This is a genomic window from Xanthomonas sp. D-109 (assembly GCF_017746095.1).
In the GTDB taxonomy this organism is placed as follows: Bacteria; Pseudomonadota; Gammaproteobacteria; order Xanthomonadales; family Xanthomonadaceae; genus Xanthomonas_A; species Xanthomonas_A sacchari.
In genome coordinates this window covers 311,072-333,470 of record NZ_JAGHWV010000011.1, presented here as the reverse complement: position 1 = coordinate 333,470, position 22,399 = coordinate 311,072, and the positions used below count along the sequence as shown (strand labels likewise).

Genomic DNA, 22,399 nt, shown 5'->3' with positions numbered 1-22,399 from the left:
CGTGCCGGTCGCGCTGCAGGTGCTGGCGCAGCGCCTGGCCGAGGGCGGCGCCGCGACCGCGCCGTTGGCACTGCGCGGCGGCGAGGAGCCACAGCAGCGCCAGCGCTGGGCGCAGGCGCTGCTGAAGGCGTGGCCGCGCCGCGTGCGTGGCCCGCGTCCGCGGCGCATCCTGTCGGCGCTGGCGCGTGCGCGGACCGTGCAGCAGGCCGCCGCCACACCGAAGCCACCGGGACAGATGGCGACGCTGTGGCGCGCCTGGTGGGCCGGGCTGGGCTGAGCCCGCCCCACCGCGCCGGCATGCCTCAGGGCGCGCTGCCGGCGCCGCTGTTGGCGTATTCGTAGAAGCGGTTGGCCGAATTGCTGCAGTTGCTGCTGCAGTACGGCCGGCCGATGGTCGAGGCGTTCCACGGCGCGCTCTTGCGGATGTGCCCGCCCAGCGTCGAATCGCGGATCACCACCTTGCCGTTGGGCGAGGTGCCGTCGACGTAGTTGGACAGGCTGCCCACGCTCTCGTCCCAGGCCCGCCCCAGCCACACCGTGCCGCTGCCCGGACTGCCGACCGCATCGAAAGTGCTGCCGATGGCCAGGAAGCCGTAGTTGCTGCCCGGCCGCGTGCTGGGTGCGAAGATCACCCCGCCGTCGTTGGCGCCGCGGCGCGCGGCGGTGTAGCGAATGGTGCTGCCGGCGAACACCGCCACGCCCGAGCCGAAGATGAAGTCGGTGTCGCCCTCGATGGTGCCGCCCTTGAAATAGGCGCGGATCACCGTGTTGGCGCTGCCGGCGCTGACCAGCAGGGTGTCCTGGTTGCCGGTCAGCACCACGTTCTCCAGCACCGCCTTGTCGCCGCGCAACGCCAGCGCCACCGCCGACTGGTTGCTGCCGCTGTAGGTACCCTCGACGTAGCTGTTGACGATCGCCAGGTTGCGCGCCTGGAACTGCGCGGCGCGCACGGTCACGGTGCCGCTGTCGGAGGTGCCGACGGTGCTGCTGGCGGCGTTGCTGGCGCAGGGGTGGGTGGCGCTGCCGGTGGGCTTGGGCGTCGGGTTGGCGTTGCCGAAGCGGATCGTGGTGCTGGCCGGGCTGCCGCCCAGGCCGAACAGGGTCAGCGGCGGCGCCGCGGCGGGGACGCAGACCACTTCGGTGTAGGTGCCCGGCGCCACGCTGATGTAGCGGCGCATGCTGCCGCCGGCGGCGACCGCGGCGTCCACCGCCGCCTGCACGGTGCGGTAGCGGGTGCTGCCATCGGCCGCCACCGCGTAATCGGCCTGCAGCAGCGCGACCCCGGCGCTCGGATCCCAGTTGTCGGTGACCAGTGCGCCGATCGGGCCGGCCTGGGCCAGGTGGCGGGCGACGGTCTGGCTGGCCGCCTCGCTGCTGGTCAGTTGCGGGCGTGACGCGGTGCCGGTCAGGGCCGGGGCGTCGGCGACGAACCCGCCCGTCAGGGCGAGGGTGGAGGAAAGCAGCAACCAGCGCGATACGGTCATGGGAAGCCTCCGCTCAAGGATAGGGATCCGCGGCGGCGCTAGGTATGATACCGGTGTCATTCGCTCGTGCTATCCGGTGCCGTTCGCGGACAGGCGATAGTAGGGGGCGTTCGCGTGCCGATGCCGGTCGACCTCGCAGCCAGAGGGCGGTTGTGTCGTTTCCATCACGATCGCGGATCCTCCGCCGCTGCCGAGCGCGTGGCGGCGGCCCGTTCCAAGGGCGAAAGGGCCAGGGATGCGACGTTTCAGGACCTTGGCGGCTACGCCTTCGCGGCACTGCGGCATGCACCTGCGCAAACCACGGCGCCGACGCCGATCTGCGCTACTCGACCCGCGCCCTGGTGATCGCCTTGCCGCACGGACTCGGCTCGACCGCGGTGCTGGCGATCCTGGCGATCGCGCTGTGGGCGCGCCTGCTATGGGTACTTCACCGCCCGTTCCAGCACCTGGACTGGAAGGCGCTGTGGCAGGAAGTGTGGCAACTGCTGCATCCGCAGCGGCAGCAGGCGCTGGGCGATATCGCGCAGCGCGTGGCGGTGGTGGAGGGCGCACCGGCCAGCCTGGCCGCCTCGGCGCTGACCACGGTCGCCGACGACGACCTGCTGAGTCGCGCCAACGCGGTCCGCGCCGGCCTGGGCCTGCCGCCGCTGGCGCCGGTCACCGATCAGGTGGAAGACAACGGCAGCCTGCTGCGCGAAGCCGGCGAAGAAGCACCGGGCACGCCGTTGCCGCATCCCAATCCCAAGCTGGTCATGCCGCTGGACCTGGCCAATAGCCCCTCGCACGTGGTGCTGGGGCGCCTGCTCGAGGTGCCCACGTTGGCGTAGCTGAAAGGCTGCGCGCCAGCGCAGTGCGCGAGGCTGCGCCCGTACCCTCATCCGCCCCTTCGGGGCACCTTCTCCCGAGGGGAGAAGGGAGAGCGCTTGCCCCTCTCCCATTGGGAGAGGGGGCGGGGTGAGGCTGCGGCCTCCAGGCCACGCACGCCAACGCACCTGACCCACCAGCGCTTTACTGCTGCTTCGTGCGCTCCAGCACCAGCAGTGGATCGATGCGCACATCGAACCAATTCATTCCCCAATGCAGATGCGGTCCGGTCGCGCGCCCGGTGGCGCCGACCGCGCCGATGACCTGGCCCTGGGCGATGCGGTCGCCGACCTTCACGTCGATTCGCGACAGATGCAGGAAGTTGGAACTGACGCCGTAGCCGTGATCCAGCAGCACGGTGCCGCCGGTCAGGTACAGGTCGGGGGCGGCGAAGGTGATCACGCCGGCGGCCGGGGCCTTTACCGGGGTGCCGGTGGGTACGGCGATGTCCATGCCCGAATGCCCGGCGCCGGGCTGGCCGTTGTAGACGCGGGCGTTGCCGAAGCGGCCGCTGATGCGGCCCTGCACCGGCCAGATGAAGGGTGCGGCGAAATCGGTGCGCGGGTCGTCGCGGTCGCGCGCGGCGGTGACCTGGGCCTGTTCGCGCTTGATCCGCTCGGCGATCGCCGGCGGCGGGTTCACCGTCTTCGGCGGCACGCCGTTGACCTGTTCCAAAGGCCAGTCGCGCGGCGTCACCGCGATCTCGACGGTCTCGCTGCTGCCATCCGGGCGCTGCACGGCGATGCGCAGCGGGCCGCGCTCGTCGCGGCCGATGCCGAACACCACGCTGCCGTAATCGCTGACCCGCAGGGTGCGGCCGGCGTACTGCACGCGGCTGCCCGGCGCCACCTTGCCGATCACCAGCGCGCCCTGCGAGGCGCTGTGCGGGAACACGCTGCGCGCCTGGGCAGCGGCCGTGGCCGGCGTCTGTGCGTGCAGTGCCGGGGCGAGCGGTGCGGCCAGCAGGACCAGCGCCAGTGCGGCGCCGGACACCAGGGCGCCGCGCATCAGCGGTCGAACGCCAGGCGCTGGCCGTTGGGGCTGCCGACCAGGCGGGTGCCGTCCCAGGCCAGCACGCCGTTGACCCAGGTCGCGGCGATCCTGGAGCGGAAGCTGCGGCCTTCGAACGGCGACCAGCCGCACTTGGACAGCACGTCCTCGCGGCGCACGGTGAACGCGGTGTCGTCGATCAGCACCAGGTCGGCGTGGTAGCCCTCGCGCAGGAAGCCGCGCTCGTGCACGTCGAACAGCAGCGCCGGCGCGTGCGCGAACTTGTGCACCACCTGGGCCACGCTGAGCCGGCCCTCGTGGACCAGTTCCAGCGCCGCGACCAGCGCGTACTGCACCAGCGGCAGGCCGGACGGCGCCTGCGCGTACGGCTTGCTCTTCTCTTCCCAGGTGTGCGGGGCGTGGTCGGTGGCGAGCACGTCGATCACGTCCTCGGCGATCGCGCGGATCAGCGCCTCGCGGTCGCTGGCGTCCTTGATCGCCGGGTTGCACTTGATCAGGTTGCCGAGCGTGGCGTAGTCGGCGCGGTCGAAGCGCAGGAAGTGGATGCAGGTCTCGGCGGTGATGCGCTTGCCCTGGATCGGGCCGGGGGTGAACAGCGCCAGTTCGTCGGCGGTGGAGATGTGCAGCACGTGCAGGCGGGTGCCGTGCTTCTTCGCCAGCGACACCGCCAGCTGCGAGGACTTCAGGCAGGCCTCGCGCGAGCGGATGTCCGGGTGCATGTCCGGGGTCAGCGCATCGCCGTACTTCTGCCTGAACGCGGCCAGGGTCGCGTCGATGGTCGGGGTGTCTTCGCAGTGGGTGATGATCGGCGTCGGCGCGTCGCGGAAGATCGCATCCAGGGTCTGCGGGTTATCGACCAGCATGTTGCCGGTGGAGGCGCCCATGAACACCTTGATGCCGGGCGCGGTCTTCGGGTCCAGGGTCTGGATTGCGGCCAGGTTGTCGTTGCTGGCGCCCAGGTAGAAGCCGTAGTTGCCCCAGGCGCGGCCGTGCGCGGCGTCGTACTTGGCCTGCAGCGCGGCGGCGTCGAGCGTCGGCGGGTTGGTGTTGGGCATGTCCATGAAGCTGGTCAGGCCGCCGGCCACCGCCGCGGCCGATTCGGTGGCGATGTCGCCCTTGTGGGTCAGGCCGGGTTCGCGGAAGTGCACCTGGTCGTCGATCATCCCGGGCAGCAGCCAGCGCCCGGCGGCGTCGACCACGGTCTCGCCCTCGCGCGCGGCCAGTTGCGGGGCGATCGCGGCGATGCGGCCGTCGGCGATGCGCAGGTCGCCCTGGGTTTCGCGGCCTTCGTTGACCAGGCGCGCGTTGACGATCAATGTGGAAGCGGACATCAGTGTTTTCCTTGGCAGCGGCAGGGTGGCGGCGCCGTGGGGTCGGGCACCGGGTCGAACCCGCCAGGATGGAAGGGGTGGCAGCGGCCGACGCGACGGGCGGCCATCCAGCCGCCGCGCACTGCGCCGAAACGGGCGATGGCGGTCACCGCGTACGCCGAGCAACTGGGCACGAAACGGCAGCGTGGCCCGAGCAGCGGGCTGATGAAGCGCTGGTACAGGCGCAGCAGGGCGATGAGAGCGCGGGCGATCACGCCACCATGATATGCCACTGTGCTCGACTAGGCGGGTCGCTCGGCGTATACGCCGCGTTGTTGCCGCGGGGGGTAGGGTAGGCTATAAAGGCCCGCTTTCCCGGGCCCCGGGAAGACCAAGGAAGAGCGTTCGTGGCTGCTAAAAAACCTGCAAAGAAGGCCGTCCAGGCCGCCAAGAAGCCTGCCAAGCCCGTCGCCAAGAAAGCGACGGTGTCCGCCGCCAGCAAACCGCCGAAGAAAGCCGCGCCTGCGAAGCCGGCGGCCAAGGTCGCCCCGGCCAAGTCGGCCAGCAAGGCCGTGGCCAAGAAACCGGCGGCCAAGCCGGTCGCGGCGGCGCCGGCCAAGTCCGCTCCCGCCAAGAAAGCCCCGGCCAAGAGCACGCCTGCCAAGCCGGTTGCAGCGGCCAAGGCGTCGGCCAAGCCCGCGCCTGCCGCCAAGCCGGCAGCGAAGGCGCCAGCGGCCAAGCCTGTGGCCAAGGCCGCGGCTGCTCCCGCCAAATCCAAACCGGCCACCGCCGCCGTTGCACCCGCGGTGACCACCTCCGTACCGAAGTCGGCGCCCAAGCCGGCTGCGGCCAAGCCTGTCCCGGTCAAGCCCGCCGCGGCCGCCGCAGCACCGGCTCCCAAGCCTGTTGCCGCCAAGTCCGCCGCGCCGTCGACCCCGCCACAAAAGAATCCCGTGTCCGTTTCGAAATCCTCCGCGAAAACCCCCACCAAGTCCGAATCCACCCCGAAGGCGCCGGTCGCCAAGCCCACCGGCAAGGTCGCCGTGGCCGTGACTGCCAAGTCGAATACGCCGGCCAAGCCGGCCAAGTACAAGGTGGTCGAGTACAAGACCGACGAGGCCACCGGTCGCCCGATCCTGCCCAAGGGCTACAAGCCGGCGGCGGACGAGGAGTACATGAGCGCGCTGCAGCAGGAGTACTTCCGCCAGCGCCTGCTCACCTGGCGCGCCGACCTGGTCGAGGAATCCAAGCAGACCATCGAGAACCTGCGCGACGAAGTCCGCGACATCGGCGACGAAGCAGAGCGTGCGACCCGGGAGACCGAGAACTCGCTGGAACTGCGGACCCGCGACCGCTACCGCAAGCTGATCGGCAAGATCGACAGCACGCTCAAGCGCCTGGACGCCGGCGACTACGGCTACTGCGTCGATACCGGCGAAGAGATCGGCCTGGAGCGCCTGGAGGCGCGCCTGACCGCCGAGCGCACCATCGACGCGCAGGAGCGCTGGGAGCACCTGCAGAAGCAGCAGGGCGACTGAGCGATCGCCTCCTTCAATGCGTCAAGGCAAGGCCCCGCTCGCGCGGGGCTTTGCGTTTTGGTCACCTCATCGCCGGTCCAGGCAGTTCGCCTGTCGGCGATGCCGCCTCCGCAAACCGGCCCCGCAGCATCGACGTGATGCTCGGCCGTGGGCCGATCCTGCGCGATGAGCCACCTGCCGCTGCGCGAATGGTGCGTCGCGTGGTGGCTACACCGCGGCGTGAGCGGCGGCGCCCTTCAGCGCACGCCGTTGACCAACCCGTTTTGCGCATCCTTGCTCATTTGCAGGCCGGGGAGGGCGAAACTGTCGAGATCCTGCTTAGTGGCTGCGAGATCCAGCCCGACGATCGCCGATGTCTCCGGATCGACCTCCAGGCCCAGCGGCATCGCGGCGAACTGCACGTAGTCGCGGCTGGCGTTCCATTGCGGCTGCCCGCCGATGGCCTGCAAGACCCGGTCGATGTGCGTGCCGGCCGGCTGGCCGAGCAGATCGAACGGCAACGGGGCATCTGCATTGGCGAAGGCGATCAGGTTGGTGACCCGGTCGTTGCGAAAGCGCACCGCCAACTGGCTGTAGCGGAGAGCGGTCGCCGGCTGCGGTTGCTGCGCCAGTTGCGCATTGAACCCGCGTGGGTACAGATACACCACACTGAGCGTGTCCGGATGTGCCGCATCGCTGCGGGTGATGTCCGGCTGGCCCAGTGCGGCCAGCACCTGTTGTCTGCGCATGCCGAGCGCGACTGGTCCGAGACGCGCACACGGCGGGGGCAGGGTGGCGGCGCTGCTGGTGCCTGCAAAGGCCTGATGCAGCGCATGCGTGCAGGCCGCCGCATCGCTGCCGGCGGCATGCGCCTGCGAGTAGGCCATGCAGAGAGCGAGAAGGCCGAACAGCGGGAAGAACCGGGATGCCATGAGAAATCTCCGTGACGGTAGTGCGTGGCGAGGACGGGACCTCTCCCGTCCTCGCCACAAGGTGAGTTAGTTGCCGTGCCAGCCTTCGCGGTGCCCGTAGGCGGTGATGAACGCGTTGCGCTGGTCGCTGCTCAACGATGACCACTGATCGGACGGATTCAGGCCCGAATTGGTGGTGATCGTGGTGATCATCTCCGAGGTCGGATTTTCGCTCGGCGGCGACCAGCTGGTGATGAGGTCACTCAGCGTGGCGGTGCCACCGGCGTTGTTGTTGAGGCGGTCCATGTTGGCCGCCGCGGCGTCCAGACCGGCTTGCGGGCTGGAGAAGATCGCAAAGCCGCGGTCGTCGCCGAGCGTGCCGTGATTGTCCGCGAACGTGCCGGAGCGGATGTCGAGCGGGTTGTTGTCGCGGTTGGGGTGGGTGCCGGTGACTTCCTGCGTGGTGCCATCGGCCGCGGTATAGGTCACCGTGGTGCCGCTGGCCGACGCGGACGTCGCGGGCTTGTCGTTGCTGCCGGCACCGTCGCCACCGTTGCCATCACCGTCGCCACCGTCGCCGTCGCCGCCGTCACCATCACCGTCACCACCGTCGCCCTCACCGCCCTCACCGCCTTCACCGCCTTCGCCTCCCTCACCACCTTCACCGCCTTCACCGCCTTCGCCGCCTTCGCCACCGCCCTCCGATTCGACCGGTGCGATTTCGTCGCTGATGGCCATCTGGGCCGTCGCAGTCTTGTGCATCGCCATGTGGTGATGGTGATGGGTCTTGGCTTTGGCGTGGTGGGTTTTCTTGTGCGCCTTGGCATGGTGAATCGAACTGGACAACGGATGCGCGCCGATGGATGTGCGCGTGCCGCCTGCAACCATATCGATTTCGATGATATCGAGCGTTCTCATGTTGATCCTTGAACAGAGGTGCGGGAAAAGCGCCGTCCCCGCTTCGGCTGATCCGGTGCGCGCGGCGTGGCCGACGATCGGATCGGTTCGGGCTGCGCGCGGCGCGTCCCAGGGCGCGGGCAGGGCGTACGGCCCCGGTGCCGCGCGTGGCGACGTGTTCGAACGCAAGGAACTTGGGGCATGCTGCTGCGCCAAGCGACACGGACAGCATCGCCATGTCGCACGCTGCGCTGCGCGTGGACTGCGCACACGGGGTCGAACCGCGTGAGCAGGCACCGTGCGGTTCCCCGCACTGCGTCCCGCAGCAATGGCGCAAGCGCCGATCCGGTGGCTACATCCGCTGCGTCGTCGCCCCCTCGCTGGAGCACACCAAGGTCAGGTCCAGGCGACGGACCGTCCAATGCGACGGCGTGTCCATCGTCCCGGTCGCATGGACGTGATAGGCGGGGCAGTCCGCGTCTTCCTCCGGGTTGTTCTTGATGTCGCAGTTGCCTTCGATCAGGAAGGCCTTGCCGGCTTCGGCGCCGGTGCGGGTATATTTCAGCGCAGGACAGTCGCCGAACAACCTCGACAGGGCGATGTCGTTCTTCAGCACATAGGCGATCGCCTGTTCTGCGCCGGCTTGGGAAGGGGCTTGCTTCGCCTGCGACGATCCTTGCGCGGCGACAGTGAGCGCCAAGGCCGTGCAGATGCGCGGTAACCAGAAAGACGTCATGCGGAGAGCTCCGATAGGCGAGTGTCTCCCGGGCTGGCGTGCGCCGGCCCGGGAGAGGGTGGGGTGCGTGTTACTTGAAGACGCTGATGTGGACGTGGGTGGTATCGCCGCTTTCGCGGCTTGCCTGGGTCCAGTCCGCGGTGGGACTGGACCGGATGAAATTGCCGGCGGGTCCTTCCACGTAGCTGACGTTGGGATTGGCCATCGCCGCATTCTCCAGCGCCTGGGCGTTCTGGAAGCCTTCGCCGCTCGTCCCGACATGGACGTCATTGATGATGTTGATGTCGACGGCGTTGCCCGTGTAATGGGCGGAATTGGGGTTGTGGCTGCCGTTGGTCGTGGCCGAGATGTCGATGCTGTCGACGCTCTGATCGCCGTCGAGCACCGAGCCCAGGGTCGAGGCCATCTTGGACGTGACCGGGTTGTTGCTGCTCGCACCGTCCTGGGTGTTCTGGTAGGTGATCGAGACCGTCCTGCCATCGGACGTGGTATGGCTGCTGCCTATCGAGGTATCGGCCGGGCCGTTGCCGTCGGCATCGTCGCCGTCGTCGTAACCGCCGCTGCCGTCACCTTCTCCTCCTTCGCCGCCTTCGCCGCCTTCTCCTCCCTCACCACCCTCACCACCCTCACCACCCTCACCCCCTTCGCCGCCTTCTCCTCCTTCGCCGCCTTCACCACCTTCTCCTCCCTCACCACCTTCGCCCCCCTCACCGCCTTCACCGATCGGTTCGACCTCTTCCATTCGCGCCATCTGCGCGGCCGCGGACTTGTGCATCGCGGCGTGGTGGTGATGGAGCTTGGCCTTGGCATGATGCGTCTTGTTGTGCGCCTTGGCATGGTGGATCGAACTGGATAGCGGGTGTGCGCCGATCGATGTGCGCGTTCCGCCTGCGACCAGATCGATTTCGATGATATCGAGCGTTCTCATGGTGATCCTCGAACAGGTATGCGGGGAAGAGGCCGTCCTCGCTTCGGCTGATCCACACATGCGGCGAAGGCGCCGCAGGCGTGGACCGATCCCGTTCACGCGCGCCGCACGTCAGGATGCGACGAGGGCGGGGCGCGCGGACTGCGCGTGCACGTCGCTCAGGCGCTCGAAGGCATAGAGATGGTTCATGTAGGTGGAGACGTAAATGCGCCGTTCGTCAGGCGAGATCGCGACACCGTTGGTCACCGCGTCGGGCAACTGCAGCACGCCCACGGTTTCGAGCGTGTCGATGTCGATCTCGACGACGCGGCCGCCGTTGCTGCCGACGATCACCCGGTTGCCGATCCGCTTGGGCGAGGCGTACACGCGCGAGCGCAGGTTGATCTTCTTGATCAGTTGCATCGTGTCGATGTCGATCACGTACAGATGGCGGTCGCCCGAGCCACAGAACAGCTTGTTGCCGGCAAACAGCGGCGTGGTGTAGCAGATTTCGTCCGTCTGCCACTCGCCACGCTTTTCGCCGGTGGCGACATCCAGCACGTAGATGGACTTGTCGAACGAGGCAAAGGCGGTCAGCCCGCGACGCTCGTCCACTGCGGGCGCGTACTTCACCGAGCGCCGCGTCTTGAAGCGCCAGGCGATGCGTCCTGTCCTGGCGTCGAGCGCGAGCGTCTCATGGTCCGCGCTGCCCCAGATCACCAGGTCGCCGCCTTCCCAGTAACCAGGCGATCCGTGCTGCAGCTTTTGCACCTGGTGCTCCCAGATCTTCTCGCCGGTGTCCATCGCATAGGCGGCGAGGCTGCCCTGCGCCCATGGGCGGACATATTCGATGCCGACGTACAGCAGCTTGTGGCGCGGTACCAGCAGCGGCGAAGCGCCGACCCAGTCGCCGTCCGGATGTGTCCAGATCTCCTCGCCGCTGGCCGCATTCAGGCAATAGACGGTGCCGTTGTACGCGCCGAAGTACAGGCGTCCGTCGTGGTAGGCGGGGCAGGACCAGATGCCCTTCTTGGTGTACGCCGCACCGGTCACCGGGTATTCCCAGACCAACCCGCCGGTCTCGGCGGAGAACGCCTGCATCTTGGCGGCGTCGCAGCCGCGATAGATCATGTCGCCGACCAGCAGCGGTGCGGACTTGGGGACCACGTGGAAGGCGAAGCCTCCCGGCGTCGCCGTCCGCCAGAGTTCGCGATACGCCTGGGTGGGCGGCGGCGCGCTTTGTTCCGGCGGCAGGTCGAAGTCCTTGAGCGTGAACAGCGTTTGCACCGAGATCGCATGCGTCTTGCGCCACTGCATGCCGGCCTTGGACAGGAAATCGACCACCACGAACACCTCGTCGAGCGCGTGTCCGGCCGCCGCAATCACCGCACGTGCCTTCTCGGCGCTGTTGCCGGAATTGAGCGAGTCGTCGACCAGCACGATGGGCAGGTCGAGCACATCGCCCTCGATGGCGTTGCCCATGCCGGTGGTCTTGCGATCCTTGCGAATGATGAAGCCGTTGACCGGGCCGCGTTCTTTCGGGGCGGTCAACAGCAGCGCGGTGAGTAGCGGGATCGCCGCCGTTTCCAGGCCACCGAGCTGGAAAGGCGGGCGCGCGGCATTGCGCTCCCAGAACGCTTCGGCGATCTGCTCGAGCGCAGCGCGTCGCATGAACACCCGGCGCAGATCGAACAGCCAGAGGTAGGAGCCGCCCTTCTTGGTGATGAGGGGAATGTTCTCGGCGCTGGTGTGCAGGCCGACGGTCTGGATCAGGTCCCGAAGCGATTGCATGGTCATCGTGCCGCCCTGCTGGGAATGGGAGGATGTGGGTGACGGTGGGTCAAGGAGACGTCGGAGCGTCCATCGACCCGAGATAGCGGTCCACGGCCGGTCCCCAGATCGCGGAACCGCCATGGCCGAAGAACAGGTGGTGACCGTCGTCGCCGAAGGCGGTCGGCGTCACCAGAACCGCGTGGCCGCCTGCCTCGGTGAAGGCGCGATGCAACGACGCTGCAAGGTCAGGTCCGAAGAAGCTGTCGTTGGCCGTATAGATCCACAGCATCGGGGTGGTGGCCTGTCGGCCGAAGGTGGCGGCTGCCGCGATCAACCTGTCGGCGTGGCAATTGCTGTTGGGCCGATCTTGGAAGTGGCCGCCGCGGCCGCCGGCCATGTTGACGAACGCGCTGACGTTGGGATGCGGCAGGCTGTCGTATGCCAGCGTGCCCCAGCCGCCGGCCGACTGTCCGACCACGATGGCGCCGGTCGGACTGTAGTCGGGCAGTGCGGTCAGGGCGTCCACGATGCGCTTGAGTTGGCGTGCGGTTTCCAATCCGGCCTTGACATAGTCGGCACGGTCGCAGCCGTCATAGCCCTCGCTCCAGGGGCCGCCGGTGGCGCCGTAGCCGAGGCGCAGGACCAATGCCACGGCATAGTGGCGTCGCAGGAACCAGCGTGCCGATTCGCCATCGCAGGTTTCCAGGGTCATGCCGGGTCGGTCGGAGGCCTTCGCCGGTGAGCCGTGCGCGATCACCACCACGCGCGGGCGGCTGACACCGGCAGGGCGGCACAGCCGTCCCTGCAAGGTCCAGGGGTGTCCGTCCGGATCGGCGATGGGAATCTGCAGTGGCTCGCCGAGGTCGGCATGCGTGCCGCCGAAGCCGCGCGCCGAGGCGATGCAGGGCGCCATGCCGCAGAAGAGCAGCAGGACAGTCGTGGCCAACAGGCAGCGTCGGCAGGCGGATGACATGGTGGAGTTCCCCAGTTCGTCGGTCTCAGCGACGGACGCGCCGCATGTGGAAGGTGATGGTCGAGCACAACGTCGGGCACTCCCGTGCCGGGGCACGCGAGGCACGGGTGACGGCGCCGTCGAACAACACCAGCCGGCCAGGACGCGGGCGGATCGAGATGCACTCGCGCGCGGTGTCGTAGAACACGGTTTCGCCGGCCCAGTCGTCCTTCCATTCGGTGCTGGCGTAGAGCAAGGCGACACGCTCCTGATCCGACGGCTTGGCGTAGTGGTGCGCCACGCCGTCCTGTCCATGGGTGTGACCGGTGACGTAGGCGCGGACCAGGCCGTAGTCCTGCGCCAGGTTGTCCTTGATCTGCGTCCAGAGTTCATGCAGCGGTTCCATGCCCGGGGTTGCGGCGAGGACGTCGTCGTGGATCGCACGCTCGTGCGCTTTGCGGCTGCCGCACAGATGGATATGCCAGGACGGCGCTGCGTCGCCGAGCAATCCTGGATAGAGGCCGTAGGACCAGCCGCCGCGACCGCGCAGCAGTTCCGGCAGATGCTCGACTTCGACGAAATTGTTGACGACTTGCAGGGACGACGCTTCCGACGCTGACACGATGGCGACCTCACGTTGGCGATACGGGATGGGACCAGGCGGCGCGACGAGCTGGCTGTCGCGCCGGCGGCGAGCTAGGAGGTGACGGGGACGGCTGGCGCATGCGCCGCAGGCTGGCGCGTGCGGACTGCTCCTTCGTGCAATTCGATGACGCGATCGGCATGCGCGATCGTTTCGGGGCGGTGCGCAATGACGATGCGCGTGATGTTCAGGGCCTTGATCGCCTGGTTGAGCTGGCGCTCCAGCGCAAGATCGAGATGGCTGGTCGCCTCGTCGAGCACCAGGATCTGCGGGCGCCGGTACAGTGCGCGCGCCAGGAACAGGCGTTGCTGCTGGCCGCCGGAGAGCGAGGATCCCATGTCGCCGACCAGGCTGTGGTAGCCCATCGGCATGGCCATGATGTCCTCGTGTATGCCGGCCAGGCTGGCCGCGTCCTCGATGTCCTGCGGCGTGGCGAGGACGTCGAACATGCTGATGTTCTCGGCGATCGACCCGGTGAACAGGTGGTCGTCCTGCATCACGCTGCCGGTGATCGCGCGGTAGCGAGACTTGCCGAGGCGGCGCAGATCGAGTCCGCCGATCTCGATCGCGCCCTGCTGCGGATCGAGCAGGCCGAGCAGCACTCTCACCAGGGTGCTCTTGCCGCACCCCGATGGGCCGACGATGGCGACCGATTCGCCCGCTTGCACCGCAAAGCTGCACTCGCGCAGGATCCAGGGTTCGCCTTCGGCATAGCGGAAGCTGACCTTGTTGAAGGTGATGCTGGGCTGTGGCAACGGACCCGCGTGCTCGCTGGTGGCGTGCGCCTCGGGTGGCGTCAGTACGATGTCGGCCAGTCTCTCGGCCTGCAGACGCAGCATGCGCAGTTCGATCGCATAGTCGACCAGGCTGGCGACACGGCTGCTGAACTGGTCTCCGTAGGCCACGAAGGCGGTCAACATGCCGACGGTGAACTGGCCTTTCAATCCCAGCCAAGCACCCAGCCAGAGCACGCCCAGGCGCTGCGCGCCTGCCGCCAGGTTCTGCAATGCGGTGAACAGCATGTCCAGGCGTTGCACGGCGATGGAAGTGTTCAGCGTGTCGGTCGCAGCGTTGAGGTAGCGCGCGGTCTGCTCGGCCTCCTGGTTGTTCAGGCGGATCGTCTGCACGCCGCGTACCGCCTCCAGGAATCGGCTGTGCTGCTTGGCGGTGACAGTGATCTGGCTGAGGTTGGCCTCGCGGTAGACGCGGAAGTACAGCAGCCGAAGTGCCGCATACACGGCGACCGCGCCGAGGACGATGGCCGACAGCAAGGGGCTGTAGACGAACAGCACGACCAGGGTGACGCTGGCGAGCAGCCCATCGAGCAGGATCTCGACGAAGCGGGTGGTGAGCGTCTGCTGGATCGTGTCGATCGCACCGAAGCGGGACACGATGTCGCCGAGATGGCGCGTGCCGAAGTAGGACTGCGGCAGGCGCATCAGATGCTGGAACACGTTACCGGTCCAGCCGAGGTTGAAGTGCGTGCTGAGCCACATCACGGTCCAGCTGCGTAATGCCGATACCAGGGTTTCGAGCACGATCAGCAAGGCGAAGCTCAGACCGAGGAACGTGAGCAGGTCGTGGTCGCCGTCGGCGATGACCTGATCCACCACAAGTTGCATGAACAAGGGCGCCAGGAGCGCGAAGACTTCCAGGACCAGGGCCAGCCCGAAGATCTGCGCCAGTCCGCGGCCCAGGCCCTGCACCGAGCCGGCGAGCGCGCGCAGCGACACCGGCGGCGTCTCGCGCTGGCGCTGGAAGGTCGGCCCTCTGGAAAACTCGATCGCCACGCCGGTGAAGTGCCTGCCGACGTCGCTCATGCTCAAGTTGCGCACGCCCACCGCGGGGTCGTGCACGACGATCCCGTGCTTGCCGACGCTGCGCAGCACCACGAAGTGATCCATGTCCCAGTGCAGCACGCAGGGCGTCTGTAACTGACCGAGCTCTTCCAGGTCCAGCCGAAGCGGCCGGCATTGCAGCCCAAGCGCATGCGCGATCTCGATCAGGCGTCGCGCGGTCATGCCCTTCAGCGACAGACTGAAGCGGCGCCGCAGTGCGGGCAGATCGGTATGGTGCCCGTGATAGCCGGCGATCATCGCGATGCAGGCCAGGCCGCACTCTGCGGCTTCGGCCTGCAGCACGTTCGGCAGGACGCGCGTACGCCAGAAGCGCAGTTTCCCGGCGCGCGCGTCCTGCGCGCTCGCGGTCTGTGCCGTCGTGCTGTGATGCGTGGGGGCCGCGTTCATGCGCCACTGCTCCAGCGATGGCCCATGCCGTACAGCGGCTCGAAGATCCATTCGACGATCCGGCGCCGGTCCAGCAACATGTCCGCATCCAGCGCCATGCCCGGGCGCAGGGGTTCCTTGCGTCCGTATGCTTCGACGTTCTGATCCGCCAGGTCCACGCGGGCCAGGTACAGGGGATCGGAGGAGGGCGGATTGCCGCCGCCGAGCAGCAAGGTGACTTCGCCCGGCGTCAATGCGCTGCGCGAGACGCTGCGCACCACGCCGTGGTGCAGGCCGAATTTCTGGTAAGGGAATGCCTGGTAATGCAGGGTGACCTGGATGCCCGGATGGACGAAGCCGACCGCCTGGCTGGGAACCAGGATCTGCGCCTGCAGGGTCGAGCCGTCCGGGACGATGGCGAGCAGCGGTTGGCCAAGTGCGACCGAAGCGCCGGGTTTGACCAGCAAGGTGGAGACGGTGCCGCTGGCCGGCGCGCGCAGTTCGCTGGCGCGTGCCGCTTCGTTCTGCGCAAGGGTCTGTTCGACCTGCGCGAGTTGCCGGCGCAGGTCGTTGAGCTTGGCGGACACGGCCAGTGGCAGTTGGGTCAGTTGATCGCTGAGGACGCTCAGTTGCTGCTGCGTACTGGCGCGTTGCTGCTGCAACGAACGCAGCTGCGACTCGTCGGCGAGCAACGCCGATTGCTCCTGTTCGACTTGCAACGCCGGGATGTAGCCACCGGCGACCAGGCCCGACCACTTGTCCACCAGCTCCTGCACCAACTGCATCTGCTTCTTCTCGATGGCGATCTGCGCATCGATTTGAACCAGTTGCTCCTTCAGCGCGGATTGCTGCGTGCGGTTGTCCTCTGCCTGCTTGTCCTGCAACTGCTGGGTATCGCCGATGTCCTGGCGCAGGCTGCCGGCCTGGCGTTGCAACTGCGCGCTGACGCTGGCTGCCGTGTTGCCGAGTGCCTTGCTGGTGTGTTCGCCCGACAGCGAGACCAGGATCTGTCCGCTCGCGACCCGATCGCCTTCGGCGACGCCGACGTGATCGATCACGCCGAGCGTATTGGCGGTCAGGCTGATCAAGCCCGCGCGCGGGACCAGGAGTCCGGTGACATGGACGCGCTGGGTGTAATGGCCAAAGAACAGCCACAGCACAATGGCGGCGGCCATGCCGAGGGCGACGAAGGTCCAGGCCCGGGTCGAAAGCGGCGTTGCCAGTCGTACCGTCCCCAGCCATGCCTGGCTCCGGGCGTCCACTGCCTCGTCACGAAAAAGCGAATGTTCCATTCGGCTGATTCCATCCGTGTTTCATATAGGAGCCGCGCGTTCGATGCGCGTCCATTTCGAAAAGCGGGTTGAAACTTAATTCGTGGGAGATAATTTCGGCGGCTTCTTTCGTCATCCTTTCCGTGTTTGATGGCTTTTTATCTTGTCTACAAATTGCGCTATCGTGGCGTTGGTGATTATTCGGTTTGATCTTGAAATTCAGTTGTTTGCTGAGGGGATTGCAGTGCTTTCTGTAGCGTTGGAAAGGTTTTAAATGTGCCTGTCATGACGGTGTCGCATAATGCGGCAAGTGGTATATCGCCGTGTCGCTGCTGCCAATCAATGTCATTGCATGCAAATTATTTCAATCATGTATCCGGGGTTGTGTCGATAATGGAGTGCCGTCCTTGAACCGCAATGCCGACCTGGCCGAGTCATCCGTGCGCACGCGCCGCCGTCGCTGGCGCTTGCCGATCCTGATCGCCTTGTTATTGCTCGCGGTCATTGCGCTGGGTCCACGGGTCAGCGTGGCCCTGCCGCAGGTGGCGGCGCCGGCGGTGCCGCAGGATCCGCTGGCGTTGCAGGCCTGGATCGATGCGCGCGAGCGCGCCACGCCGGGGCTGCGCCCGGACAACCAGGCGCGGATCGTCTGGGCCGATCCGGCGCATCCGGGGCGCCGCGCGTGCGCCATGGTCTATCTGCATGGCTTCACCGCCAGCCAGGGCGAGGGCGCGCCCACGCATGAGCGGCTGGCGCGCAGCTTCGGCTGCAATCTGTATCTGCCGCGTCTGCCCGGGCACGGTCTCGTTGCGGCCGACGCGCTGCGCGGCGTCGATGCCGGACGCCTGCTCGCCGGTGCGGCCGAGGCGCTGGCGGTGGCGCGGGTGCTCGGCGAGCGGGTGGTGGTGATCGGCAATTCGATGGGCGGCGCGCTGGCGGTGCAGGCGGTGGCGGCGAATCCGCGCCAGGTGCAGGCGCTGGTGCTGTGGTCGCCGCTGGTGCGCGAGTACGGCGACCAGTTGCAGCCGATGCTGTGGCCGTGGGGCGCGCAACTGTTGGCGTGGACGCACAACGGCGGCGATCCGATCCTGCGCTATCCGGTCGACAGCGCCTACTGGGCCGACGCCACGCACCTGGACGGCTACCGCGCGCTGGCAGCGCTGACCCGCGGCGGCATGCGGTCGGCGACCTATGCGCGCATCCATGTGCCGGTGTTCCTGGGCTACTACTATCGCGACCCGCAGCACCAGGACCGCACGGTGTCGGTGGCGGCGCTGCAGGCGATGTTCAAGCAGTTGGGAACGCCACCGGCCTTGCGCCAGGCAGTGGACTTTCCTGGGGCGGACAATCACGTGCTGGCCTCGCCGATCCGCTCGCACGCCGTGCCGGCGGTGTTCGCCGCCACCTGCCGGTTCCTGGCGGGGCAGGGCGGCATGGTGCAGCCGGCCGGCGTGCCGGATTGCGCGCATGCCTGGGCCGACGACGAGGCGCAGGCGCGCGCGGTGGCGGCCGCACACTGAGTGTGGTCGTTGTGGCGAATCGAGGAAGCAGCGCGGTGCGGATCATGCATCGGCGCCAGGGCGCGTGATCCATCAGGGGCCGATTTGTTTCGCGCCCGAGAGGCGACGACGCGCACGCGCGCCGTCAGCCGGGCCTATTGCAGATCGCGCAGATCCAGATTGCGCAGCTTGGGCGCCTTCCACGCGGTGATGCCGACCACGCCCAGGGTCACGCAACCGCCCAGCACCACCGCCGGTACCAGGTGAATCAGTCGTGCCATGACGCCGTCGTAGAACGCGCCCAGTTCGTTCGACGAGCCGATGAAGATGCCGTTGATCGAGGACACGCGGCCGCGCATCGCGTCCGGCGTGGCCAACTGCAGGATGGTCTGGCGCACGATCACCGAGACGCCGTCGCACATGCCGTAGGCCAGCAGGATCGCCGCCGACAGCCAGAAGTGTCGCGACAGCCCGAAGGCGATGGTGCACAGGCCGAAGCCGGCCACTGCCAGCAGCAGCACGCGTCCGGCATTGCGCTGCAGCGGGTGCCGCGCCAGCCACACGCCGACCAGGATCGAACCCAGCGCCGGCGCCCCGCGCAGGATGCCCAGCCCCTCGGGGCCGTAGTGCAGGATGTCGTGGATGAAGGCCGGCAGCATCGACACTGCGCCGCCCAGCAGCACCGAGAACATGTCCAGGGCCATCGCGCCGAGCATGATCTGGTTGGAGAACACGAACTGCGCACCTTCGGCGATGCTGCGGAAGATCGGTGCGCGCGGGCCTTCGTGGACCGGCTCGGACACGCGCAGCAGCCACAGCGCCAGCAGCGCCGCGCTCGAGGCGCCGATGGCGGTGCCGTAGGCCAGGCTTTTGCCGCCCCAGCCGACCAGCAGGCCGCCCAGTGCCGGGCCGATCACCATGCCGGCCTGGAACGCCACGCTGCCGACGCTGGCGCCGCGCGCATAGGCCTCGCGCGGCAGGACGCGGGCGAACAGTGCGTTGTACACCGGCGACAGGAACGCGCGCGCGGCACCGGTCAGCGCGATCGCCGCGTAGATCGGCCACACGCCCTGCGCCGACAGCCAGCCGCGGCTCACCGCCAGCAGCACCGCGGCGGTGGCGACCAGGCCGACGCTGGCGAGCATGCCCAGGTAGCGCCGCGGCAGGTGGTCGACCAGGTAGCCGGCGAACGGGGCGATGCAGAAGAACGGCAGGATCTCGGCCAGCCCGATCAGGCCCAGCGAGAACGGATCGCGGGTGATCTCGTAGATGTGCCAGCCGACCGTGACCGCGACGACCTGGTAGGACAGCATCGCCAGGATGCGGTAGGCCAGCACCAGGGTGAAGCCGGGGTGCGCCAGCAGCGTGCGCAAGGTCTGCGGCGGGGTGGGCAGCGGCGCGCTCATGCCTGCTGGGCGCGTGCGGTGTCCTGGATGAAGGCCAGCAGCGCGGCCAGGCCGTTGCTGCGGGTCGGCGACAGATGCTTGCCCAGGCCGATGGCGCCGACGAAGTCCGGCGCGGTGGCGAGGATGTCCGCGGCGCTGCGCCCGGAATAGACCCGCAGGGCCAGATAGATCAGCCCGGAGACGATCGCCGAATCGCTGATCGCATGGAACACCAGGCGTTCGGCATTGCCCTCGGGCACGATCCACACCATCGACTGGCAGCCGTGCAGGCGATGCTCTTCGGTCTTCCAGTGCTCGGGGAAGGCGGGCAGCTTGCGGCCGAGGTCGATCAGGTACTGGTAGCGCTCGGACCAGTCGCCGAAGAAGCCGAATTCCTCGGCGATGGCGGCCTGGGCGTCGGCGGGCGTGGGTTCGAGCGGAAAGTCGGTATCGGTCATAGCAATCCAAGATCAAGCGATGTAAGCCCCTCTCCCTCCGGGAGAGGGGTTGGGGTGAGGGTCCGGGCGCAGCCTCGTGAACTGTCTCTGCGAGTCGCTTCGTGCCGTACCCTCATCCGCCCCTTCGGGGCACCTTCTCCCGAAGGGAGAAGGGAACAGCCGCGCTTCTTCTGACTGCGCGTCTGGTGTTCACCCACGCTTCCAACGTACGCCCTGCGGCGTGTCCTCCAGGACAATGCCGGCGTCGGCCAGTTCCTGGCGGATGGCGTCGGCGCGGGCGAAGTCGCGGGCCTTCTTGGCCTCGCTGCGGGCGTCGATCAGCGCCTGGATGCGGGCGTCGTCGTCGCTGCCGGCGCCCTGGAACCAGACCTGCGGATCCTGCTGCAGCAGGCCCAGGGCCAGGCCGGCACCGAGCAGGCGGGCCTTGGCCTGGCGCAGCGCGTCCGCACGCTGCGCGGCATCGGCCGGGTCGGGGCTGCCAGTCGGCGCCGCCTCACGCAGTGCCTGCCGCGCCTGCGTCGCCAGGCTCGACAGCACCGACAGCGCCAGCGGCGTGTTGAGGTCGTCGTCCAGTGCGTCTTCGATCTCGGCCGGAATGACCGCCTCGGCGTCGATGGCCTGCAGGTCGCGCAGCGTGCCATAGAGGCCGTCGAGCCGGGCGACCTGGGCCTGGATCAGGGCGTCGGACCAGTCCAGCGGCTGCCGGTAGTGCGCGCTCAGCAGCGCGCAGCGCAGGGCCTCCGGCCGATGCCGTTCGATCAGGTCGTGCACGGTCTCGATGTTGCCCAGCGACTTGCTCATCTTGGCGCCGCTGAAGGTCAGCATGCCGTTGTGCAGCCAGACGCGGGCGAAGGGGGCGCCGCCGTGGGCGCATTCGCTCTGCGCGATTTCGTTCTCGTGGTGCGGGAACTGCAGGTCGACGCCGCCGGCGTGGATGTCGATGGTCTCGCCCAGATGCGCGGCCGCCATCGCCGAGCACTCGATGTGCCAACCGGGGCGGCCGCGGCCCCACGGCGAGTCCCAGCCCGGCAGGTCGTCGCTGGAGGGCTTCCACAGCACGAAGTCGCCCGGGTCGCGCTTGTACGGGGCCACCTCGACGCGGGCGCCGGCCAGCATTTCCTCCGGGTCGCGTCGCGACAGCTTGCCGTAATCGGCGAAGCTGGCCACCGCGAACAGCACGTGGCCTTCGGCGGCGTAGGCGTGGCCGCTGGCGATCAGCCGCTCGATCATCGCCACGATGTGCGGGATGTGCGCGGTGGCCGCCGGCTCGATGTCCGGCGGGGTCACGCCCAGCGCGGCCATGTCCTGGCGGTAGATCGCGGCGAAGCGGTCGGTGATGGCCGAGATCGGCACGCCCTGCGCCTGCGCGGCGGCGTTGATCTTGTCGTCCACGTCGGTGATGTTGCGGGCGTAGCGCAGCTTGCCGTAGCGGCGCCGCAGCAGCGCCGCCAGCACGTCGAACACCACCGGGCCACGGGCGTTGCCGATGTGCGCGTAGTTGTAGACGGTGGGGCCGCAGACGTAGAGCGTCGGGCCGGCCACCGGATCGAGCGGTTCGAAGGCGTCGACCCGGCGGGTCAGGTTGTTGTGCAGGCGCAGGCTCATCGGCATCGGCGGTGGGGAAACCGCCCGATTCTACCGGCAGCCGTCCCGGGGCGGGCGCGGGGAGCGCCTTTCGGCTCGCGTTCAGCCCGACGCAAGCCGCCATGCCTACACTCGTGGGTCTGCCCTTGCGAAGCTGCCGCCGATGCGCCTGAACCCGTTGTTGCCGCTGGTCGGCCTCCTTGCCTGCGCCGCGGCGCCGGCCTGGGCGCAGGACTCCGAGGCGCGCAACCGGGTGGTGGTGATCGAGAACGTCAAGCTGGACTACGCCCAAGTCCTGAATGTGGAGCCGGTCTACCAGACCCTGCGTGCGACCCGCACCGAGCAGCAATGCGATCCGGCCCCCGCGCCGGCCCCGGCGGCGCCGGCGCCCAAGCCGGCCGAGGACGACAGCCGCTTGAACCGGTTGATGGATTCGGTGAAGGACATCTTCAGCCGCCGCCACGAGGAGCCGGCCCCGGCCGCTGCGCCGGCCTCGGCGCCGAACGGCGGACGCAACTGCCGGATGGTCGAGGTCGGCCGCGAGTTCCGCCGGCCCATCGCCTACGACGTGGACTATGTCTACAAGGGCACCAAGTACCGCTCGCGGCTGCCGGAAGATCCGGGCAACCGGCTGCGCATCCGCGTCTCGGTGGCCCCGTACGTGCCTGACGCGGTGGTGGTGCCGCCGCGCTGAGCCCGCGTGCGCTTGCGCCTGTGGCGTGCGCGTGCGAGGATGCGCGCCGATGAAAGCGAACCTGCCCCAGCACGATCTCAGCGCCGCACGCATGGCCTCGGGCATGACGTCGCGCGCGCGTCGACCGGAATCCCACATTCTCGCTGGGTAACCGGAGCGTCGTGCCGTTCGTTCTGAAAACCCAGCCCGAGGCTGGGTTTTTTCGTTTTCATCGGCCGGAAAAGTTTCACCCGTAAAGAACAACCCCATAGCATCTCCCGCGCGTCCCGCGTCCCCAC

General features: G+C 68.3%; 20 protein-coding genes and 1 pseudogene. 5 read left to right on the top strand and 16 right to left on the bottom strand.

The window, feature by feature from the left end:
* A pseudogene (locus tag J7357_RS12995) lies at positions 1-277 on the top strand (phytoene/squalene synthase family protein); the annotation flags it as partial.
* 25 nt (positions 278-302) lie between these two features.
* On the opposite strand, the gene J7357_RS12990 reads toward J7357_RS12995, so the two are convergent.
* Positions 303-1,484 (bottom strand): putative acyl-CoA thioester hydrolase, encoded by a 1,182-nt coding sequence (locus J7357_RS12990; protein WP_244667478.1) that lies wholly within the window; start codon positions 1,482-1,484, stop codon positions 303-305.
* Between the two features lie 350 nt (positions 1,485-1,834).
* Here J7357_RS12990 and J7357_RS12985 point away from each other — a divergent pair, with 350 nt between their 5' ends.
* Positions 1,835-2,311 (top strand): hypothetical protein, encoded by a 477-nt coding sequence (locus J7357_RS12985; RefSeq protein ID WP_244667477.1) that lies wholly within the window; start codon positions 1,835-1,837, stop codon positions 2,309-2,311.
* A 181-nt stretch (positions 2,312-2,492) separates the two neighbouring features.
* On the opposite strand, the gene J7357_RS12980 is transcribed toward J7357_RS12985, so the two are convergent.
* The 3 genes from J7357_RS12980 to yidD are packed head-to-tail and all read right to left on the bottom strand — an operon-like array spanning position 2,493 to position 4,962.
* A complete protein-coding gene (locus J7357_RS12980) occupies positions 2,493-3,356 on the bottom strand; it encodes a M23 family metallopeptidase (RefSeq protein ID WP_209246959.1) in 864 nt (287 codons plus the stop codon).
* The gene (locus J7357_RS12975) at positions 3,356-4,690 is read right to left on the bottom strand and encodes a dihydroorotase (RefSeq protein WP_209246957.1); all 1,335 of its coding nucleotides are present in this window, start codon (positions 4,688-4,690) and stop codon (positions 3,356-3,358) included. The genes J7357_RS12980 and J7357_RS12975 overlap by 1 nt, the downstream gene beginning before the upstream one ends.
* Positions 4,690-4,962, bottom strand: a complete 273-nt coding sequence (yidD, locus tag J7357_RS12970) for a membrane protein insertion efficiency factor YidD (protein ID WP_010343540.1) — start codon at positions 4,960-4,962, stop codon at positions 4,690-4,692. The genes J7357_RS12975 and yidD overlap by 1 nt, the downstream gene beginning before the upstream one ends.
* 114 nt (positions 4,963-5,076) lie before the next feature.
* Between yidD and dksA the strand changes: the two genes are divergently transcribed.
* Complete coding sequence (gene dksA / locus J7357_RS12965) at positions 5,077-6,207, top strand: RNA polymerase-binding protein DksA (protein ID WP_209246955.1); 1,131 nt, start codon at positions 5,077-5,079, stop codon at positions 6,205-6,207.
* 236 nt (positions 6,208-6,443) lie between these two features.
* Here dksA and J7357_RS12960 read toward each other — a convergent pair whose 3' ends face one another.
* The 9 genes from J7357_RS12960 to J7357_RS12920 all read right to left on the bottom strand — a co-directional run bounded on the left by J7357_RS12960 (position 6,444) and on the right by J7357_RS12920 (position 16,405).
* Complete coding sequence (locus J7357_RS12960) at positions 6,444-7,118, bottom strand: secreted signal peptide protein (RefSeq protein ID WP_209246954.1); 675 nt, start codon at positions 7,116-7,118, stop codon at positions 6,444-6,446.
* 66 nt (positions 7,119-7,184) lie between these two features.
* Positions 7,185-8,015 (bottom strand): hypothetical protein, encoded by an 831-nt coding sequence (locus tag J7357_RS12955; protein ID WP_209246952.1) that lies wholly within the window; start codon positions 8,013-8,015, stop codon positions 7,185-7,187.
* A gap of 331 nt (positions 8,016-8,346) precedes the next feature.
* Entirely contained in the window at positions 8,347-8,730 is a 384-nt protein-coding gene (locus tag J7357_RS12950; protein WP_209246950.1) for a hypothetical protein, read from the bottom strand.
* Positions 8,731-8,800: 70 nt separating this feature from the next.
* On the bottom strand, positions 8,801-9,658 hold the full coding sequence (locus J7357_RS21360; protein ID WP_244667476.1) for a hypothetical protein: 858 nt from the start codon (positions 9,656-9,658) through the stop codon (positions 8,801-8,803).
* Positions 9,659-9,769: 111 nt separating this feature from the next.
* Complete coding sequence (locus tag J7357_RS12940) at positions 9,770-11,551, bottom strand: PQQ-binding-like beta-propeller repeat protein (RefSeq protein ID WP_244667475.1); 1,782 nt, start codon at positions 11,549-11,551, stop codon at positions 9,770-9,772.
* Positions 11,478-12,356, bottom strand: a complete 879-nt coding sequence (locus J7357_RS12935; protein WP_244667474.1) for a hypothetical protein — start codon at positions 12,354-12,356, stop codon at positions 11,478-11,480. Before J7357_RS12935 ends, J7357_RS12940 begins: the two co-directional genes overlap by 74 nt.
* Positions 12,357-12,408: 52 nt before the next feature.
* Positions 12,409-12,984: a hypothetical protein gene (locus tag J7357_RS12930; RefSeq protein ID WP_209246948.1), complete on the bottom strand. Its 576-nt coding sequence runs from the start codon at positions 12,982-12,984 to the stop codon at positions 12,409-12,411.
* A gap of 74 nt (positions 12,985-13,058) precedes the next feature.
* Positions 13,059-15,251 (bottom strand): peptidase domain-containing ABC transporter, encoded by a 2,193-nt coding sequence (locus tag J7357_RS12925; RefSeq protein WP_209246946.1) that lies wholly within the window; start codon positions 15,249-15,251, stop codon positions 13,059-13,061.
* Entirely contained in the window at positions 15,248-16,405 is a 1,158-nt protein-coding gene (locus J7357_RS12920) for an HlyD family efflux transporter periplasmic adaptor subunit (RefSeq protein ID WP_209246944.1), read from the bottom strand. The genes J7357_RS12925 and J7357_RS12920 overlap by 4 nt, the downstream gene beginning before the upstream one ends.
* Positions 16,406-16,968: 563 nt before the next feature.
* On the opposite strand from J7357_RS12920, the gene J7357_RS12915 reads away from it, so the two are divergent.
* On the top strand, positions 16,969-18,021 hold the full coding sequence (locus J7357_RS12915) for an alpha/beta hydrolase (protein ID WP_244667499.1): 1,053 nt from the start codon (positions 16,969-16,971) through the stop codon (positions 18,019-18,021).
* A 134-nt stretch (positions 18,022-18,155) separates the two neighbouring features.
* Here the strand turns inward: J7357_RS12915 and J7357_RS12910 are convergent, their stop codons facing one another.
* From J7357_RS12910 to cysS, 3 genes are all read right to left on the bottom strand, one after another.
* Positions 18,156-19,406 (bottom strand): MFS transporter, encoded by a 1,251-nt coding sequence (locus J7357_RS12910; protein WP_209246940.1) that lies wholly within the window; start codon positions 19,404-19,406, stop codon positions 18,156-18,158.
* Positions 19,403-19,843, bottom strand: a complete 441-nt coding sequence (locus J7357_RS12905; RefSeq protein ID WP_209246938.1) for a SufE family protein — start codon at positions 19,841-19,843, stop codon at positions 19,403-19,405. The genes J7357_RS12910 and J7357_RS12905 overlap by 4 nt, the downstream gene beginning before the upstream one ends.
* Before the next feature lie 189 nt (positions 19,844-20,032).
* Positions 20,033-21,448, bottom strand: a complete 1,416-nt coding sequence (cysS, locus tag J7357_RS12900; RefSeq protein WP_209246936.1) for a cysteine--tRNA ligase — start codon at positions 21,446-21,448, stop codon at positions 20,033-20,035.
* A 142-nt stretch (positions 21,449-21,590) separates the two neighbouring features.
* Here cysS and J7357_RS12895 point away from each other — a divergent pair, with 142 nt between their 5' ends.
* Positions 21,591-22,121: a hypothetical protein gene (locus tag J7357_RS12895; RefSeq protein WP_209246934.1), complete on the top strand. Its 531-nt coding sequence runs from the start codon at positions 21,591-21,593 to the stop codon at positions 22,119-22,121.
* Positions 22,122-22,399: the final 278 nt, after the last annotated feature.